The 17163-nt window shown below is 71.7% G+C and carries 14 protein-coding genes; 9 read left to right on the top strand and 5 right to left on the bottom strand.

The features are described from left to right. Positions 1 to 2 precede the first annotated feature (2 nt). From kdpB to V5P93_RS10640, 3 genes are read left to right on the top strand one after another with little or no spacing between them, the layout of a single operon-like run. Entirely contained in the window at positions 3 to 2042 is a 2040-nt protein-coding gene (gene kdpB / locus V5P93_RS10650; RefSeq protein WP_104482934.1) for a potassium-transporting ATPase subunit KdpB, read from the top strand. Positions 2043 to 2048: 6 nt separating this feature from the next. After that, positions 2049 to 2591 carry a potassium-transporting ATPase subunit C gene (locus V5P93_RS10645; protein ID WP_104482935.1) on the top strand — a complete coding sequence of 181 codons (543 nt, stop codon included), beginning with the start codon at positions 2049 to 2051 and terminating at the stop codon, positions 2589 to 2591. Continuing rightward, the gene (locus V5P93_RS10640) at positions 2578 to 5196 is read left to right on the top strand and encodes a sensor histidine kinase KdpD (RefSeq protein ID WP_104482890.1); all 2619 of its coding nucleotides are present in this window, start codon (positions 2578 to 2580) and stop codon (positions 5194 to 5196) included. Before V5P93_RS10645 ends, V5P93_RS10640 begins: the two co-directional genes overlap by 14 nt. 22 nt (positions 5197 to 5218) lie before the next feature. Here V5P93_RS10640 and V5P93_RS10635 read toward each other — a convergent pair whose 3' ends face one another. Beyond that, positions 5219 to 6097 carry a helix-turn-helix transcriptional regulator gene (locus V5P93_RS10635; RefSeq protein WP_181043889.1) on the bottom strand — a complete coding sequence of 293 codons (879 nt, stop codon included), beginning with the start codon at positions 6095 to 6097 and terminating at the stop codon, positions 5219 to 5221. A 567-nt stretch (positions 6098 to 6664) separates the two neighbouring features. Here V5P93_RS10635 and V5P93_RS10630 point away from each other — a divergent pair. After that, the gene (locus V5P93_RS10630) at positions 6665 to 7822 is read left to right on the top strand and encodes a helix-turn-helix transcriptional regulator (protein ID WP_104482936.1); all 1158 of its coding nucleotides are present in this window, start codon (positions 6665 to 6667) and stop codon (positions 7820 to 7822) included. Between the two features lie 15 nt (positions 7823 to 7837). Beyond that, entirely contained in the window at positions 7838 to 8353 is a 516-nt protein-coding gene (locus tag V5P93_RS10625; protein WP_104482892.1) for a flavoprotein, read from the top strand. Here the strand turns inward: V5P93_RS10625 and V5P93_RS10620 are convergent. The 4 genes from V5P93_RS10620 to V5P93_RS10605 form a co-directional block, all read right to left on the bottom strand. Then, positions 8350 to 9579 (bottom strand): PP2C family protein-serine/threonine phosphatase, encoded by a 1230-nt coding sequence (locus V5P93_RS10620; protein WP_104482893.1) that lies wholly within the window; start codon positions 9577 to 9579, stop codon positions 8350 to 8352. The two genes, V5P93_RS10625 and V5P93_RS10620, sit on opposite strands and share 4 nt — an antisense overlap. A gap of 93 nt (positions 9580 to 9672) precedes the next feature. Then, on the bottom strand, positions 9673 to 10635 hold the full coding sequence (locus V5P93_RS10615) for an anti-sigma factor RsbA family regulatory protein (protein WP_245931716.1): 963 nt from the start codon (positions 10633 to 10635) through the stop codon (positions 9673 to 9675). Next, a complete protein-coding gene (locus tag V5P93_RS10610; protein ID WP_104482894.1) occupies positions 10632 to 11453 on the bottom strand; it encodes an MEDS domain-containing protein in 822 nt (273 codons plus the stop codon). Before V5P93_RS10610 ends, V5P93_RS10615 begins: the two co-directional genes overlap by 4 nt. Before the next feature lie 32 nt (positions 11454 to 11485). Then, positions 11486 to 12319: a LysR family transcriptional regulator gene (locus tag V5P93_RS10605; RefSeq protein WP_245931717.1), complete on the bottom strand. Its 834-nt coding sequence runs from the start codon at positions 12317 to 12319 to the stop codon at positions 11486 to 11488. A 56-nt stretch (positions 12320 to 12375) separates the two neighbouring features. Here V5P93_RS10605 and V5P93_RS10600 point away from each other — a divergent pair, with 56 nt between their 5' ends. The 4 genes from V5P93_RS10600 to V5P93_RS10585 all read left to right on the top strand — a co-directional run bounded on the left by V5P93_RS10600 (position 12376) and on the right by V5P93_RS10585 (position 17161). After that, positions 12376 to 12891: a nuclear transport factor 2 family protein gene (locus V5P93_RS10600; protein WP_104482895.1), complete on the top strand. Its 516-nt coding sequence runs from the start codon at positions 12376 to 12378 to the stop codon at positions 12889 to 12891. Between the two features lie 417 nt (positions 12892 to 13308). Beyond that, positions 13309 to 13776, top strand: a complete 468-nt coding sequence (locus V5P93_RS10595; RefSeq protein ID WP_146108347.1) for a peptidase inhibitor family I36 protein — start codon at positions 13309 to 13311, stop codon at positions 13774 to 13776. 554 nt (positions 13777 to 14330) lie between these two features. Beyond that, positions 14331 to 14978, top strand: a complete 648-nt coding sequence (locus tag V5P93_RS10590) for an ABC transporter ATP-binding protein (RefSeq protein WP_104482897.1) — start codon at positions 14331 to 14333, stop codon at positions 14976 to 14978. Continuing rightward, positions 14978 to 17161: an FtsX-like permease family protein gene (locus tag V5P93_RS10585; protein WP_104482898.1), complete on the top strand. Its 2184-nt coding sequence runs from the start codon at positions 14978 to 14980 to the stop codon at positions 17159 to 17161. The genes V5P93_RS10590 and V5P93_RS10585 overlap by 1 nt, the downstream gene beginning before the upstream one ends. Positions 17162 to 17163 lie beyond the last annotated feature (2 nt).

Below are 17163 nucleotides of genomic sequence, written 5' to 3'. Positions count from 1 at the left end.
CCATGACCCGATCCAGCGAACCCCAGGCGGAGAACCAACAGGTCGCGGCGGGGGTGTTCGCCCCGCGCCAGTTGCTCGACTCCGTCCCGGACGCGCTGCGCAAACTCCACCCCCGCCACCAGGTCCGCAACCCGGTGATGTTCGTGGTGTGGGTCGGTTCTGTGCTGGTGACGGTGTTCGCCGTCGCGGAGCCGTCCGTGTTCACCGTCGCGGTCGCCGTGTGGCTGTGGTTCACCGTGCTGTTCGCCAACCTCGCCGAGGCCGTCGCGGAAGGACGCGGCAAGGCGCAGGCGGAATCGTTGCGCCGCACCAAGAAGGACGCCGTCGCACGCCGTATTCGCGAGGACGGAACCGAGGAACTCGTGCCCGGCGCGGACTTGCGTGTCGACGACCTGGTCGTGGTCGAGGCGGGCGAGGTCATCCCCGGCGACGGTGACGTGGTCGCGGGCATCGCCACCGTCGACGAGTCCGCGATCACCGGCGAGTCCGCCCCCGTCATCCGCGAGTCCGGCGGCGACCGCTCGGCCGTCACCGGCGGCACCACCGTGCTTTCCGACCGGGTCGAGGTGCGGATCACCGCAAAGCCCGGCGAGACCTTTGTGGACCGTATGATCGCCTTGGTCGAGGGTGCCCAGCGACAGAAGACGCCGAACGAGATCGCGTTGACCATCCTGCTTTCCACGCTCACGATCGTCTTCCTGCTCGCGGTCGTCGCGTTGCAGCCGTTCGCGGTCTACTCCGGCGGCGAGCAGTCGGTGGTCGTGCTGACCGCGCTGCTGGTCTGCCTGATCCCGACCACCATCGGCGCGCTCCTCTCGGCGATCGGCATCGCGGGCATGGACCGCCTGGTGCAGCGCAACGTGCTGGCCACCTCCGGCCGCGCGGTCGAGGCCGCGGGCGACGTCAACACCCTCCTGCTGGACAAGACCGGCACCATCACCTGGGGGAACCGCCGGGCCACCGGGTTCATCCCGGTCGGCGGCACCTCGATGGACGCCCTGGTCGACGCCGCGCGGCTGTCCAGCCTCGCCGACGGCACGCCCGAGGGCCGCAGCATCGTCGAGCTGTGCGTCACCGGGTACGGCCGCGCCGCCGAGGCCACCGACCACGAGAAGACCGGCGAGGCGGTCCCGTTCACCGCGCAGACCCGGATGAGCGGCATCGACCTCGGCGGCCGCGAAGTCCGCAAGGGCGCCGCCTCCGGGTTCGTCCTCACCGAGCAGACCCGCGAGATCGTCGACGAGATCAGCGCGGACGGCGGCACCCCGCTCGTGGTCGCGGAAAGCACCGGCGGCGACCACACCGTCCTCGGTGTCATCCGACTGTCCGATGTGGTCAAGCCTGGTATGAAGGAACGCTTCGCCGAACTGCGCGCCATGGGCATCCGCACGGTCATGGTCACCGGCGACAACCCGTTGACCGCCAAGGCGATCGCCGCCGAGGCGGGGGTCGACGACCACCTCGCCGAGGCCAAGCCCGAGGACAAGCTCGCTCTGATCCGGCACGAGCAGGAGGGCGGCAGGCTGGTCGCGATGACCGGCGACGGCACGAACGACGCCCCCGCGCTGGCCCAGTCCGACGTCGGCGTGGCGATGAACACCGGCACCTCCGCCGCCAAGGAGGCCGGGAACATGGTCGACCTGGACTCCGACCCGACGAAGCTGATCGAGATCGTCCGGATCGGCAAGCAGCTGCTGATCACCCGGGGCGCGCTGACCACCTTCAGCGTGGCCAACGACCTGGCCAAGTACTTCGCGATCCTGCCCGCGATGTTCGCCGCGATCCACCCGCAGTTGGGCGGGCTCAACGTCATGGGCCTGCACTCGCCGAACTCGGCGATCCTGTCCGCGGTGGTCTTCAACGCGCTGATCATCGTCGTGCTGATCCCGCTCGCCCTGCGCGGCGTGCGGTACCGGCCGTCGAGCGCGTCGGCGCTGCTGCGGCGCAACCTGCTGGTCTACGGCGTCGGCGGGGTCGTCACGCCGTTCGCCGGGATCTGGCTGATCGACCTGTTGGTGCGGCTCATCCCCGGAATCGGGTGAGGAATGATGAAGAACCTGCTCAAGCAAACCGGCGCCGGGCTGCGCGTGCTGCTCGTCCTGACCGTCATCATCGGCGTGCTCTACCCGACCGCGGTCTGGGCCGTGTCCCGGCTGCCCGGCCTGCGCGCGAACGCCGAGGCCGTGGACACCACCCTGGTGGCGGTGCCCCGCGACGGCGACCGGTGGTTCCAGCCGCGCCCGTCGGCGGCGACCCTGCCCGCGTCGGGCGGGTCGAACAAGTCCGAGGTCAACGCCGACTACGACACCGTGGTCGCCGAGCGCCGGGCCGCCGTGGCCCAGCGCGAGGGCGTCAGCCCGGACCGGGTACCGCAGGACGCGGTCACCGCGTCGGCCTCGGGGCTCGACCCGCACATCAGCGACGCGTACGCGCAGCTCCAGGTGCCCCGGGTCGCGCGCGCCAACGGCCTGTCCGAGAACGCCGTGCGCGCGCTCGTCGCCGAGCACACCGAGGGTCGCGGCCTGGGCATCCTCGGTGACCCGGGCGTCAACGTCACCGCGCTCAACCGCGTGCTCGATGCCGCCAGGTGAGCGGACCCCGGAGCCGGACGCGCACACTGACCGGGTGGACGGCAAGCGCAGACGCGGAGAACTGCGGATCTACCTGGGGGCCGCGCCCGGTGTCGGCAAGACCTTCGCCATGCTGGGCGAGGCCCACCGGCGCCGGGAACGCGGCACGGACGTGGTCGTCGGCCTGGTCGAGACGCACGGCCGGGAGAAGACCGCGCGGCTGCTCGACGGCCTCGACGTGCTGCCCCGGCACGCGATCGACCACCGGGGCGTCGCGGTCGAGGAGCTGGACGTCGACGCGCTGCTCGCCCGCGCGCCCGAGGTCGCGGTCGTCGACGAGCTCGCGCACACCAACGCCCCCGGCTCCCGCAACGCCAAGCGCTGGCAGGACGTCGAGGAGCTGCTGGACGCGGGCGTCGACGTGCTGTCCACGGTCAACGTCCAGCACCTGGAGTCGCTCAACGACGTCGTGCAGCGGATCACCGGGGTGGCGCAGCGGGAGACCGTGCCGGACGAGGTGGTGCGCCGCGCCGAGCAGGTCGAGCTGGTCGACCTGACCCCGGAGGCGCTGCGCCGCAGGCTCGCGCACGGCAACGTCTACGCCGCGCACAAGATCGACGCGGCCCTGGCCAACTACTTCCGCGTCGGCAACCTCACCGCGCTGCGCGAGCTGGCCCTGCTGTGGGTGGCCGACCAGGTCGACGTCGCGTTGCAGCGCTACCGCAGCGAGCAGCGCATCACCGACACCTGGGAGGCCCGCGAGCGGGTGGTCGCCGCGATCACCGGCGGCCGGGAGAGCGAGGCGCTGATCCGCAGGGCGCGGCGCATCGCGGTCCGCGCGGGCGGCGAGCTGGTGGTGGTGCACGTGCTTCGCGGCGACGGCCTCGCGGGCGTCGCCCCCGACCTGCTGACCCGGTTCCGCGGCACCGCCGAGGACTTGGGTGCCACGTTCCACACCGTGGTCGGCGACGACGTGCCGACGGCCCTGCTGGAGTTCGCCCGGGGCGTCAACGCGACCCAGCTGGTGCTGGGCACGTCCCGCCGCTCACGACTGGCCCGGGTGTTCGACGAGGGCATCGGGGCGGCGGTGGTGCGCGCGTCCGGTCCGATCGACGTGCACATGGTCACCCACGACGGGGCCCGGCGGCGGGGGCGCTGGTCGGGGGCCCGGGAGGCGCTGTCGCCGTCGCGGCTGCGGTGGGGGTGGCTGCTGTCGGTGCTGCTGCCCGCCGCGGTGACGGGCTTCGGCACGCTGGCCGGGCGGGACCTGAGCTTCTCCACCGACCTGATCGGCTTCTTCCTGGCCACCGTGCTGGTGGCGCTGGTCGGCGGGCTGGGGCCGGCGCTGGCGGCGGCGTTCCTGGGTGCCGGGCTGCTGAACTACTTCTTCACCCCGCCGCTCTACAGCCTCACCGTGGCCACCCCGGAGAACCTGGTCACCCTGGTGGCGATGGTGGTCACGGCGGTGCTGGTGGCGCTGGTCGTCGACCGCGCGGCCCGGCTGGCCGAGCAGGCCGCGCGGGCGCGCACGGAGGCGGCGCTGCTCGCGTCGTACTCGCGCACGGTCCTGACCCACCCGACACCGGTCACCCGGCTGCTGGAGAAGGTGCGCGAGAACTTCGGCCTCGACTCGGTGGCGCTCCTCGAACGCGAGGACGGCCGCTGGCTCCGGGTGGCCTGCGTCGGGTCGCCGCCGTGCGACCGGCCGGAACAGGCCGATGTGGACGTACCGGTGACCGCCGACGTGCACCTGGCACTGCGCGGCCGAACCCTGCCCGCGGGCGACCAGCGGGCCCTGGAAGCGGCGGCGGGCCAAGCGGTACTGGCGCTGCGGCAACAACGAGCGGCCGCCGAGGCCGCGGAAGCCCGGCGCCACGCGGAGACCACCGAGCTGCGCACGGCCCTGCTCTCCGCCATCGGCCACGACCTGCGCACCCCGCTGACCTCCATCAAGGCGGCCATCGGCAGCCTGCGCGACCCATCCCTACCACTGTCCGAAGAGGACAACCGGGAACTGCTGGAAACGGTCGAGGTCTCCGCCGACCGCCTCACCGGCCTGATCGACAACCTGCTCGACTCCTCCCGCCTGGCCGCGGGCGCGGTGGTCCCCCGAACCCGCCCGGTCACCTACGACGAAGCCGTGTCCCGCGCACTGGCGGGCATCGACGAACGCCACCTCGTCGCGGTGGACGTGCCGGAAGACCTACCCGCCGTATGCGCCGACCCGGGTCTGCTGGAACGCGTGGTCGCCAACCTCGTCGACAACGCCCTAAGACACGGAAGACCGCACCCCCGCCGCCACGTCGACGTGGACGGCGACGGTGCCATCGGCGCCGACGAACCGGAGATCGCGATCCGCGCCAGCGCCCACCGCGACCACGTGGAACTGCGGGTCGTCGACCACGGGCCCGGACTGCCGAAGAACATGACGGAGGCGGTTTTCGCCCCGTTCCAGCGTCTGGGAGACCGGGAAGGCACCCCCGGGGTGGGCCTCGGGCTCAGCGTGGCGAAGGGGTTCACGGAGGCGATGGACGGCACGGTCACCGCGGAGGACACCCCCGGCGGCGGCCTGACCCTGGTGATCTCCCTGCCGCTCGCGGTGCCGGACCGGTCCGAACAGCCGTAACCAGCCCGGCTGCGCTTCGCCGCTAGCGATCACCCGGAGCCCGCGCATCGTGGAAGTCGGGGTCCGTGCGGTCACGGTGCCGGTGGGCCAGGTTGCTGATGAAGCCGAGGGACTCATCGGGGGGCAGAGCGTGCTCGAAGAGTCTGGCGATGGCTCGCTTCTGGGGGCGGAGGTGGTCCGGCAGGTGTGCCCACACCGGGGATGGGTGGCAGTCGGTGATGGCGGTGTGCAGATCGCGGCTGTGCAGCAAGGTCGAGGTTTGGGTGGGCGGGCAGGTGTCGCCGCTGTCGCGGATCGCCCGGACGACGATGGTGGGGTGGGCGGCCATCGCGATCAGGTGTCCGAGTTGGGCGAGGGCCGCGCGGGGGCTTCCGAAGGTCTGCCGCAAGGCAGTCGCGCCGATGAAGGCGGTCACCTTCGCCGGTCGGTCCGCGCCGACCAGGTTCTGCTGCCGGGCGACGATCGAGGCGACCTGATCCGCGATCCCGTCCTCCGCGACACCCTGGGAGCGGACAACCGCGGCCGTTGTGTCCGGGGTGCGGAGGAGTTCGGGGATGGTCAGCGGGGACACCAGGGTGATCTCCTCGGCGTCTCGCTCGAACTCCCCGTAGGCCACCAACTGCCGCTCGCGCTCGACAGGCGTGCCCGCGACCCAGAACGGCGCCTCGATGTCGCGCGTCAGCGACATGATTCCCTTGAGCACCGGCCCCCGCACAGCCAGCGCGCCCAGGATGTGCCCCACGACCTCGGGAGCGGGCACCCGGTCCCCGGTCTCCCAACGGGACAGCACCGAGATGTCACAGCCGACCTTGTGCGCGCACTCCCTCAACGAGTAGCGGCGGTCCTTGCGCGCCACCCGCAGGGCATTCCCCAGTGCGACAGCCTTTGGCGTCTTGGTCACGCCGGCACTCCTCATCGTCTCCGCAAGACCTTGCGATTCCCAGTCAACGACATTCGTCTCCCCGGATCCAGAGCGTGGTATCGGCGGAGAACAGGCGTTGACCGAGCGTTTGGCCCGCAAGCACCGGCGACTGTCCGACCGCATCGCGTCTATCCCGCGCATGGCCGTTCGCATGGTCAACTCCATCGAATCGCCGGGTGCCCGCTCTGACTCGTCCCGCCCACACGTCTTCAGTGGTCACCCCCGAACAGCCGACAGACGGGATTCGCCACTCACCATGGAGAAGCAGACGTGGCGCGACTGGAACTGGGCGGTGCGAGTGGAGCTGTCACTCGACTCCCCGGACAGTGATCCCGCTGTCGCGAGAACGGATACTCCGAACGAGGTCGAACCTGGGCGATTCGCCTGATGGCAACCACACCCGCACGGATAGTCCGAACGGGTGCATGCCGCAGCCACGTCGGCCCCCGTTCGCGCGATGGCCGACTATGGTGGCGACGCGGCATCGGAACCGGCCAGGCACGGTTGCGCCGGTGCTCCAACTGGCGAGTCGAGGTGGGCACGATCATGGGCAAACGCGCGGCGCTCGTAGCCCGTCGCGAGGCGATGGGGTTCACCCAGGAGTCGCTGGCGCACCGGCTCGGGGTGGAGGTCTCGACCGTCAACCGTTGGGAAACGGGAAAAATCACGCCACGGCCGCAACGGCGACAGCAGATCGCTGCCGCACTCGATGTCTCCCTCACCGAACTCGACTCACTGCTCACGCCACCGACGCCGGTTCCGTCGTCCGAACAACCCCACCTCACCCCGCTCAATCCCCTTCGACGCGCCCATGAATGGCTGGTGGCCGACTCCCCTGTGGCCGAGCAGCGCCGGGCGGGCAGGCGTTTCGGTGGTTCTCTGGCCGATAGCCTGGAGGCGCGGGTGGTGGAGCTGAGGCACCTCGACGACGTAGTCGAGAGCGTTGACCTGCTCCCCGCGATCCGGCACGAGCTCGCCGGAGCCGAATCGCTGGTGCGGGAGGGGCTTTACGCGGACCTGGTCGGCAGGCGGTTGTTCACTGCGGCGGCCGAGTTGGCGCAACTGGCCGGGTGGGTGGCGTCGGACGCGGGTCTGCACGACGAAGCCCAGCGGTTCTACCTCGACGGGGCCTCCGCCGCCGCCGAGGTGGGCAACGATCCGCTTGCGGCGCAACTGTTCTCCTCCCTCAGCTACCAGCTCGCCAACGAGGGCGACCCGCGCGACGCCCTGCTGCTCGCCCGCACAGCCGCGACCGGTGCCGCGGACGCGTCCCCCGTGGTCCGCGCGCTGCTGTGGGAGCGAGTCGCCTGGGCAGGTGCCAAGGCCGCGGACCGGGAGACAACTCTCCGCGCCCTCGACGCGGTGGATGACGCCTACGAGCGGCGCTCCGCCGAGATCGAGGAGCCCGAGTGGGTCTACTGGCTCAACAGAGCCGAAATCGACGTCATGGCCGGACGGTGCCTGATCCACCTCGGCGCCCCGGAGCGGGCCGCGCCCCTGCTGTCCGCCGCGATCGCCACCTACCCCCGCGAGCACGCCCGCGAAGTCGCCCTGTACCTCTCCTGGCTCGCCGAGTCCTACGCCCGAACCGGCGCCCTGGACGCCGCCCAGGCAACGCTGGACAGCGCACACAACTACGCCACCCGCATGCCGTCAGCCAGAACCACCGAGCGACTGCGCACCGTCGAAGCCCTGACCCGCTAGCACCGGAATCCAGACATGACCACGTCGCCCCGTTCGGTCTACCTCGTCGTCACCGCCGCGCCCCCGGTCTTGCGCATCGACGGACTCATCGAACTCCTCACCCGCCAGGGCAGTCAGGTGACTCTGGTCGCCACCCCCACCGCCGCCTCCTGGGTCGACCTCGACGCCCTCACCGGCTGCCGCAACCGAGTCCACTCAGGACTTCCGGGCGCACAAGACCCCCTGCCACGCGCGGACCTCGTCATCGCCGCTCCCCTGACCTTCAACACGCTCAACAAGTGGGCAGCGGGCATCAGCGACTCCCTCGCCCTGGGTGTCCTGAACGAACTCCTCGGCACCGACGTCCCCATCATCGCCGCGCCCTGCGTGAAACCCTTGCTGCGCAAGCACCCCGCCTACGACGACAGTGTGCGCCGCCTCGCCCAGTGCGGGGTGCCCCTCCTCGACCCCGACTCGATCACCACCCGCGCCGACGACGGGTTGGCCACCTTCGACTGGTCGCTGATCCTCGCGGCCACCGCGGACCCCTAGGAGCAGGAGTCCGGGTCGCGGCGGGCCACCAGCAGGGCGACGTCGTCGTGGACCTCGCGGGTGCCGACGAGGGTGGACATCACGTGCGAGCACACGCGTTCCGGTTCGTCTGGGGTTATTGCCGCTGTGAGGGTTCGTAGGCAGGTATCGATCAACTGGCCTCTGCGCTCCACCAGGCCGTCCGTGTAGAAGGCGAGGAGGCAGCCGTCCGGGAGGTCTACTCGGGTGTCGCGGCGGGGGCGGCGGGTGGTGAAGCCCAAGCCCAGGCCGATCGGGAGGTCCGCCGGGGCGTTGACCAGTTCCGCCCGCGTCCCCGGGACGGCGAGCACCGGCGGTGGGTGGCCGGCGAGCGACAACGTCATGCAGCGTTGGCTGGCTGAGACGATGCCGTAGGCGACCGTGGCCATGGCGCCTGGTTCGAAGTGGGTCACTTTCCTGTGCAACTTCGTCAGCACCTGGGCCGGTGTGTCGTAGTCCAGGGCGTACGCGCGCAGGGCGCTGCGCAGCCTGCCCATGATCACGGCGGCGCCCAGGCCGTGCCCGGTCACGTCGCCGATCACTATGCCGATGCGGTCGCCGGGGAGGCCGAACACGTCGTACCAGTCGCCGCCGACGGCTTTGCCCGCGCCGGGGACGTAGCGGGCGGCGAACTCCAGGCCGCGGATGCGGGGTAGGCGGGACGGGAGCAGGCCGCGTTGCAGGGCGGCGGCGGCCGACCGCTCGGCGCTCGACACCTCGACCTGGGTGGCCAGCGCCAGCTGGTCGGCCACGACCTGCAGGAGGCGGATCTCGGAGTCGGTGAAGTGCCTGGCCTTGACCGAGCCGATGTGCAGGACGCCCACCAGCTCGCCGCGGGCCAGCATCGGCACGCCGAGCAGTGAGCGCAGACCCCGCTCCCACAGCAGTGGGCTGATCACCGACGTCCGCTCGACGTGGTCGAGGGCCACCGGTTGGCGGGTCTCGGCGATGCGACCGGCGAAGCCGTCGCCGAACTGCACGGTGACGCCTTGCAGGACCTCCTCCTCTATGCCCGCCGCCGCGGTGGCGGTAAGGACGTGGGACGTGGGGTCGTGCAGCAGGACCGCCGCGGTGTCCACCCTGAACAGCTCCCGCGCGCGCCCGAGGACCACCCGGAGGAAATCCCCCAACTCCAGGTTTCCGAGGGCGGCGTCGGTCACCTCCTCCAACACCCGCAGGCGGTCCTCGTGGTCGGAGTTCTCAGCCACCGGCGCAGCCTAACGAAGGTCCAGTCGCGGCGCCCGGACCAGTGGCCGGTTCGCCCGTGTCGGCGGACATCGTCGCCCTTCCCCACCCGGAACTCATCCGCCGAACGGGTTTCCCGCCGCGAGTCGGACGGTGAACCCGTCGCCGTGGCGGGTGAACGCCACGTCGGCGCAGAGCTGGTGGGCTATCCAGAGCCCGAAGCCGCCGTCGTCGCGGTCGGCGGCGGGGAGCAGGCCCGCGAACGGGTCGCGCGGGCCGGGACCGGTGTCGTGCACGGTGACCACGACGTGGCGCGGTCCCGGCCAGACCCGCACGCGCACCGGGGGTCGCCCGTGGCGCAGCGCGTTCGTCACGATCTCACTGACCGACAGCACCAGGTTGTCGAGGTCCTCCGCGCCGAGGCCGGTCCCGTCGGGGCAACCGTCCCCCTTGGACACCGCGGCGGCGCGCACCGCGCGGCGGGCCGCGCCCGGTGTCGGGTCGAGCAACTCCACCGCGGGCGGGGATTCCTGCACCGGGTACGGGAGCGGCGACCGGGGCTCGGCGAGGAACGCCCGCGGGTCCACCCGTTCGGGATTGGCGGTCAGCCCGGTGGGCGCGGCGACCATCGCGTGCGTGCGCGCGACCTCGGCGAGGACGGCCGGTGGGGTCACCCGGGTGTCGTAAGAGCACACGCTCCACAGCGGGAAGTCGGCGTAGACGTGTTCGACGGCGGCTTCGTAGCGGGCCCACCACTCCCACGAATGGCGCAGCTGCGACCGGGGGATCTCGCCGATGATCCGCACCCGGGGCGCGCCGCGGTCGACCAGGTCCGCCAACAGCTCGCGGTAGGCGCGGACCACCACGGCGGGGCGGAGGTAGAGGTCGTCGCCCGCGACGAAGACGAGTCCGTCCGGGTCGGTGACGGCGCCGCGCAGCAGGTCCGCGCGCGAGTCGCCCAACGACACGATGGTGGGTTCACCGGAGGCCAAGCCCTCGTCGAGGAACGGCACGGCGGCGGCCAGCAGCTCCTCGTCCGAGCCGTAGCGCAGCATCGAGTGGTTGCCCGCGAGCGTCACGCGACCACCTCCACCCGCATCCCGGGGATGGTGAGGATGGCGGCTATCCGCGCGGCGCCGGACCACCTGGTGCGCAGGACGGCAGTGCGACCGCCGCGGGTGGCGTGCTCGGCGATGGTGAGCAGGCCGCGGTGGTCGATGAACCGCAGCCCGGTCGCGTCGACGACCAGTTCGCCGTCCCGCTCGACGCCGGGCAGCGCGTGTTCCAGCGCCCACGGCAGCAGGTCCCGGGTGAGGCCGTCGACCTCGCCGTCGAGGGCGAAGTCGCCCGCGCGGGTGCGGGCGTGCAGCCGGAACGGCGTGGGGTGCCCGTCCGGGTGCAGGCAGGCCAGCCGGGCCAGGTCGTCCGGGTGCAGCGCGGCGCGGTCGAAGGCGCACATGCCCTCGAACGGGTGGCCCGCCATGTAGCGGTCGGCGAGGTGCTCGTACCTGGCGAACGCGGCGAGCCGGGCGGGCCCGCGCACCAGGTCGGTGGCGTCGGCGGCCACCCGCAGCCCCCGGTAGCCCGCGGCCAGCGCGGCCCGGGTGGCGGCGGCGTAGACCTGCACCTGCGCCACGGGGTCGAGCACGCGGTCCGACGGGTAGAGGCCGTCGAGGGCGACGACCTGCGCGGCCCCGGAGTCCACCGCGTCGTCGAACCCGCCGACGCCGCGCAGCTGCGCGGTCAGCGCGGGCACGCCACCCGAGCCGATGTAGCAGACGCGTTGCCCGGATTCGAGGCCACCGGCCAGGAACCGCCCGGCCCGCGCCACGAACTCGGCCCGGTCGGCGAAGCTCCAGCACTGGTGGCCGCGCCCGGCGTGCGTGGGCGAGGTCATCGCCACAGCCTACGCGCCGGGTAGTCGATCCCCTACCGGGCGCGAACCAGCTCCTCGGCGGCTGCGGCGAACGCGCGGACCCGGGCGGTGGCGTTGTCGGCGCGCCAGACCAGCCCCCAGCGGACCGGTGGCGCGCCGGTCAGCGGCACGTAGGCCACGTCCGGGCGCGGGTAGTAGCGCCGGGCGTGGGCGCCGACGGGGAAGGCGCCCCGGCCCGCGCCGACGAGGGTGAGGATCTCCTGGAGGGTGCCGTCGTCCGGGGCGCGCAGCTCCGGCACACCGCGCAGGTCGTCGGCGGTGACGGACCGCCGCCGGGCGAGCGGGTGGTCGGCGCGGACCGCGACCAGGCGGGCCTCGGTGACCAGGACCGGGCCCGGGGTGAAGTCGGGGTCGTCGAGGGGGAGGCAGGCGAGGACGACGTCGACCACCCGGTCGCGCAGCCACGGGGCCGCCTCGGGGAACTGGGCCTCGCGGAGGACGACCTCGCAGTCGGTCAGCGCGGTCGCGGCGTCGGCGACGAGCAGCCCACCGGCCGCGCCGACGAACCCGACCCGGAGGGTGCCGGTGAGGCCCTTGCCCGCCCGGATCGCGCGGTCGACCCCGGCGGTGATCGCCGCCCACCCGGGCCGCACGTCGGCGCAGAGGGCCCGCCCGATGTCCGTCAGCTCGACCCGCCTGCTGGTGCGGGTGAACAGGGCCGCCCCGACACGCCGCTCGAGCCTGCGGACGGTCTGGCTGACCCGCGAGGTGGACACCCCGACGCGGTCGGCGGTGCGCCCGAAGTGCAGTTCCTCGGCGAGCACCAGCAGCGTCTCGATCTCGTGCCGCTCCAGCACCCGCACCCCCATCGTGAACCGTGGCTTCACGATGGTGTCACAGACCGTCGTTGATCAGCCCCCGTGGGCGCCCCAGTCTGGTGCCCATGTCCACCTTCGTGACCCGCACCCAGGCCCTCACCACCCCAGCCGAGAACTTCGCCGCGACGATCCGGGAACTGCGCGACCGGGCGGAGGTGGTGGACGCGCTGCACCGATTCGCCCAAGGGCAGGACCTCCGTGACCGCGACCTGTTCGCCTCCAGCTTCACCGGTGACGCGACCCTCGACTTCCGCCCAACCGCGGCGAAGTGGGGCGCGGAGCCGCCGGTTCTCGTTGGCCGGGAGGGCATCGCCGACGCGATCTTCGGCCTGTTCGCGGGCCGCGTGGACACCACCCACCGGGTCACCAACACCCGCGTCTCGATCGACGGCGATACCGCGCACTGCACCGCTTTGGTTGAGGCACAACACCTTCTGACCATCGACCACACCGTCCACGCGCTACTGAACAACTACTACGACACCACCCTGCACCGCACAGGAGACCACTGGCGGATCCACCACCTCCGCATCGACAACGTCTGGCTGACCGGTACACCCAAAGCCATCTTCGATGCGTGAGGCAGGCGACGAACCGAACGAGAAAGGCAAGCCGGAAACCGCGTGGTCACACCGGCTCGAAATCTGTTTGCCACATACTTTTTCGCCAGGAAAGACGTCTGACACCGGGCTCACCGGCTTCCGCCGCGCGCTTTGCCCGGACGTTCCCACCAGGAGCGTTCCCACTGTCGCCTGGCGGTAACGAACTACTCCATTCAGCCACTTCCCCCTCGAAACCGGGTCGAAACGCACCCGACATGCTTTGTCTGGGTGATTCACTAACCGACATCGGTTGTTCGTGATCATGTTTGGTACGTTGATGGAGTTCCGGTTGGAGCGACTGGGGATGCGACGGCCCGCGCCTGGGGGCGCTGGCGTCGCTTCATTCGCAGGAGGCGCCCGAATCGCCGCCTGCCTTCATCGATAGGTGAATCGACCATGCGCAAGAACATTTCCGCAATGCACACCGCGGCCCGCGCGGGCGTCGTCCTCGCGGCCGCCACCATGGCGGTCGTCGGGCTGGCGGGCTCGGCGTCCGCCGAGGCCGCCCCGGAGGGTTCGGTCGTCGGTTTCAGCACCAGCGGCAAGGCGATCCCGGTCCGCGTCGTGGGCACCGCGGGCCTGCTGTCGGGCCGGTTCTACGGCTGGGAGGACAACAACTTCAGCGGCGACCGCTGGGTCGACGTCGCGGAGGGTGCGTGCAGCGCCAACAAGTGCGAGATCGACTGGTGGGACGGCGACAACGAGATCTCGTCCGTGTCGAACGAGTCGAGCTGCAAGGTCCGCCTCTGGGCCAACGACGGCTGGACCGGCCGCTTCTACGACGTCCCGGCCCACTCCAGCAACGGGAACCTTTCCCAGGTCGGGTTCGACAACGAGGCGGAGAGCCTCGAGTTCATCTGCTAGTCGAGGCTGCGGGCGGGATTCGCCCGCGTCAGGTGAATGATCGGGTGGGGGTCGTCCGGACGGTCCCCACCCGACTCGACACCGGAGCGCGTGATCGAACCGGTGGATCGAGGACCGGACTTCGACGGCGCCCGGGGCGGTGCGGCGGATGCCGACGCGAACCCCTCTCGCATTGTCTGGGTGTTTCACTAGACGTTTTCGGCTAATCGTGATCGAATTTGCTACTTTGACGGGGCTGCGGTTGGCACAACTGGGGATGTGACAACCCGCGCACGGGAGTGCCCGCGCCGCTCGTCCGCGAGCGGCGCCCGCCTGCATCGATTGGTGCGTCGACCGCGCGCGGACTTCGCCGGTGCCCGCGATCGAGTCGCCCCCAAAGGCTTCCCGCCCGACGCAGGCGTCGCCGACCCGGCCCTGGTCAGGTTCGACGACGAGGCGGCGACCTCGGGTTTCCCCAGCCGACCGATACTGCCGGCTACAATCCGGTTGCGATAGGTGACTGATCGGCGGGGGTCCGCCCGGACGACCGCCGCCGACACGACGACGGGGCGCACATGATCAAACTGGTGGGTGTGGGGCTGGACTTCGGCGCCACGAAGGCGTTGGACGGGGTCGACTTGGCGGTGGCCGCCGGGGACGTCGTGGCGGTGACCGGCCCATCCGGGTGCGGCAAGTCGACGCTGCTGCACGTGCTGGCCGGGCTGCTGCGCCCGGACCGGGGCGAGGTTTCGGTCGGTGGGACCGACCTGACGTCCGCCAACGACCAGGCCCGCACGCGGTGGCGGCTGGAGAACTGCGGGTTCGTCTTCCAACTCGGCGATCTCGTCCCCGAGTTGACCCTGCTCGACAACGTCGCCCTCCCCCTGGACGGCTTGCGCGCCAAGAACGCGCGGGAACGGGCCAGGGACACCCTCGGCGAACTCGGCATCGCCGAACTCGCCGACCGCTTCCCCGACCAGGTGTCCGGCGGCCAGGCCCAGCGGGCCGCGATCGCCAGGGCCCTGGTGCACAACCCACCGCTGGTCCTCGCCGACGAACCGACCGGTTCCCTCGACCAGGACTCCGGCTCCAAGGTCCTCGACCTGTTGCTGCGGGCGGTATCCGACCGCGGCGCCACGGTCGTGCTGGCCACGCACGAGCGCAGGCTCGCCGCCGCCGCGCACCGCGAGATCCGCATGCTCGACGGCCGGGTGGTGGCCTGATGCGCGACCTCCGCTTGGGTTGGCGCATGGCGGTGGCCGCGGGCAGCCGGTCCTGGTTGCGGCTGGCGCTGGGCGCCGTCGCGGGCCTGGTCGCCGCGTTGCTGCTGGCCTCCGCCGTGGCCGCGTACTCGGCGATCAACACCGCCGAGGAACGGGATGAGGCCCGGAGGCCGATCAACAGCGACAACGGGAACTCGTCGCTGCTCATGGCCGAACGAAGGTCGTCGTACCGGGGTGAGGACGTGACGGTGTTGCCAGTAGTGGCACCACCGGGTTCCCCGGTGCCACCCGGACTCGCCGCGTGGCCCGCGTCGGGCACCATCGCGGTGTCCCCCGCGATGGCGAGCGCCCTCACCGATCCGGTACTGCGGGCCGAGTTCCCGCAGCCGGTCGCCGCCGTCGTCGGTCCCGAGGGAATCACGGGTCCCGGTGAACTACTGGTCTACACCGTGGTGGACCCCTTTCCCGGTGACGAGCAGTCGCTCCGGCCGGTCGTCGGGTTCGGGACCGATCCGCCCCCGGGCGTGACGACGATCCATCTCGGCGGTCAGAAGGACTGGACGGATCTGCTGACCCCGTCGCGGATCCTCATCCTGTTGGCACTGCTGTACATCCTGCTGCCGCTGGCGGTCGTCATCGCCACCGCGACCCGGCTGTCGGCGGCCACGCGCGACCGGAAGCTGGCCTCGCTGCGGGTGATCGGCTTCAGCGCGCGGCGCTGCCAGGTGATCAACGCCGTGGAGACGGTCGTCGCCACCGGGATCGGCGCGGTGCTCGGGCTGGTCCTGTTCGCACTGGTGCGCGGTGTTCGCGACCAGTGGTGGATCGGACCGGTCGGCGCCTACTCGAACGACCTGACACTCGGCGTGGCGCCCGTGCTCGCCGTCGCGGTGGGGGTTCCCCTGTACGCGGTGCTGGTCTCGGCGATCGCGATCGGTTCCGCTGTGCGCGACCCGTTCCGCCCCGTCCGCCGCGCCCCGGTCCGGCCGAGCGCGCTGCGCCTGGTGCCGCTCGGCCTCGGTGTCGCCGGGCTCGTCACCGGACTGGTGCTGGGCCCGGTCGACCCGAGCATCGGCGAGGAGGCCGCGTGGCTGCTGCTGCCGACCGCGGGCGGTGCCGTGCTCACTCTGGTCGGGCTATTGACCAGCCTGCCATTGCTGCTGCGCCGGTTCGGCGACCGCATGGCCCGCACCGGTTCGCTCCCGGTGCGGCTCGGCGGTGCCGCGCTGCGCCGCGACTCGGTGGCGGGCACCCGCGTTCTGGCCGGGGTCCTCGCCGGGCTGTGCGCGTCCGGTGCGGGCATGGTGCTGAGCGCCGCCACCTCGACCGACGGAGCCGTACCGCAGTCACACATCGGCGAAGTCATCAAGATGAGCATCAGTCAACCCCTGTCCCCGGCGGTGCTCGGCGAACTCGCCGCCATCGACGGCGTCAGCGGCGTCGCGCGGTCCGCCAACGTGAACGGCACGACGCTGATCGCCGACTGCGCTTCACTGCGGGCGCTCTACACCGGCGCCGAGTCCTGTGTGGATGGAAAGCGCTACGTGCTCCCCGGCTCGGGGGGCGCGGGCGTCGAACTGCCGCTCGTGAACCGCACGCCGAACTCGCGCGACTTTCTCACCGACGTGGTGACCCCGGCCGCGCTCGACCCGGCGGAGGTACCGCAGCTCACCTCCACGGTCGTCATCGATGGTGGCGTGCCCACAGCCGACCGGATCCGCGCGGTCCTGGGCGCCCTCGCTCCCGCCGCGGACGCGGCAGGACCGATCATCGTCAGGCAGGCGATGGACACCGCCACCCTCGGCCCGGTGGTGACCGCCCTCGCCATCACGACCCTGAGCCTGGGCGCCATCGCGCTGGCGATCACCACCACCGACGACGTCCTCCGCCGCCGACGCGAGCAGTCCCGGCTGCGGGTGGTCGGCCTCGACCCGGGCACGCTCCGTGGAACAGCCCTGGTCCGCGTGTGGACACCGACGCTGACGGGCGGTCTCCTGACCACCGTCGTCGCCACCGCCATCAGCGCCGCACTCCTGCGCGCCCTCGGCAAGCCGCTCACACCCGCGTTGACGACCGTGGCGCCACTGCTGGTCGCGACAGTGCTGCTGTGCGCGCTGCTGGCGGTCCCGGTTGCCACCTCCGCCGTGCCACCGTTGACCGCCCGCGCACTGCGTCGCGAATAGCC

The organism is Actinokineospora auranticolor, assembly GCF_041897805.1.
GTDB lineage: Bacteria > Actinomycetota > Actinomycetes > Mycobacteriales > Pseudonocardiaceae > Actinokineospora > Actinokineospora auranticolor.
Note: the sequence above shows the minus strand (reverse complement) of the source record. Positions and strands in the feature narration are given on the sequence as shown.

What these genes read in the sequence shown, in the direction of transcription:
- V5P93_RS10585 (WP_104482898.1), top strand. Translation starts at nt 14,978, where the DNA reads ATGCGCGACCTCCGCTTGGGTTGGCGCATGGCGGTGGCCGCGGGCAGC.
- kdpB (WP_104482934.1), top strand. Translation starts at nt 3, where the DNA reads ATGACCCGATCCAGCGAACCCCAGGCGGAGAACCAACAGGTCGCGGCG.
- V5P93_RS10595 (WP_146108347.1), top strand. Translation starts at nt 13,309, where the DNA reads ATGCGCAAGAACATTTCCGCAATGCACACCGCGGCCCGCGCGGGCGTC.
- V5P93_RS10645 (WP_104482935.1), top strand. Translation starts at nt 2,049, where the DNA reads ATGAAGAACCTGCTCAAGCAAACCGGCGCCGGGCTGCGCGTGCTGCTC.
- V5P93_RS10610 (WP_104482894.1), bottom strand. Translation starts at nt 11,453, where the DNA reads ATGACCTCGCCCACGCACGCCGGGCGCGGCCACCAGTGCTGGAGCTTC.
- V5P93_RS10600 (WP_104482895.1), top strand. Translation starts at nt 12,376, where the DNA reads ATGTCCACCTTCGTGACCCGCACCCAGGCCCTCACCACCCCAGCCGAG.
- V5P93_RS10625 (WP_104482892.1), top strand. Translation starts at nt 7,838, where the DNA reads ATGACCACGTCGCCCCGTTCGGTCTACCTCGTCGTCACCGCCGCGCCC.
- V5P93_RS10630 (WP_104482936.1), top strand. Translation starts at nt 6,665, where the DNA reads ATGGGCAAACGCGCGGCGCTCGTAGCCCGTCGCGAGGCGATGGGGTTC.
- V5P93_RS10590 (WP_104482897.1), top strand. Translation starts at nt 14,331, where the DNA reads ATGATCAAACTGGTGGGTGTGGGGCTGGACTTCGGCGCCACGAAGGCG.
- V5P93_RS10640 (WP_104482890.1), top strand. Translation starts at nt 2,578, where the DNA reads ATGCCGCCAGGTGAGCGGACCCCGGAGCCGGACGCGCACACTGACCGG.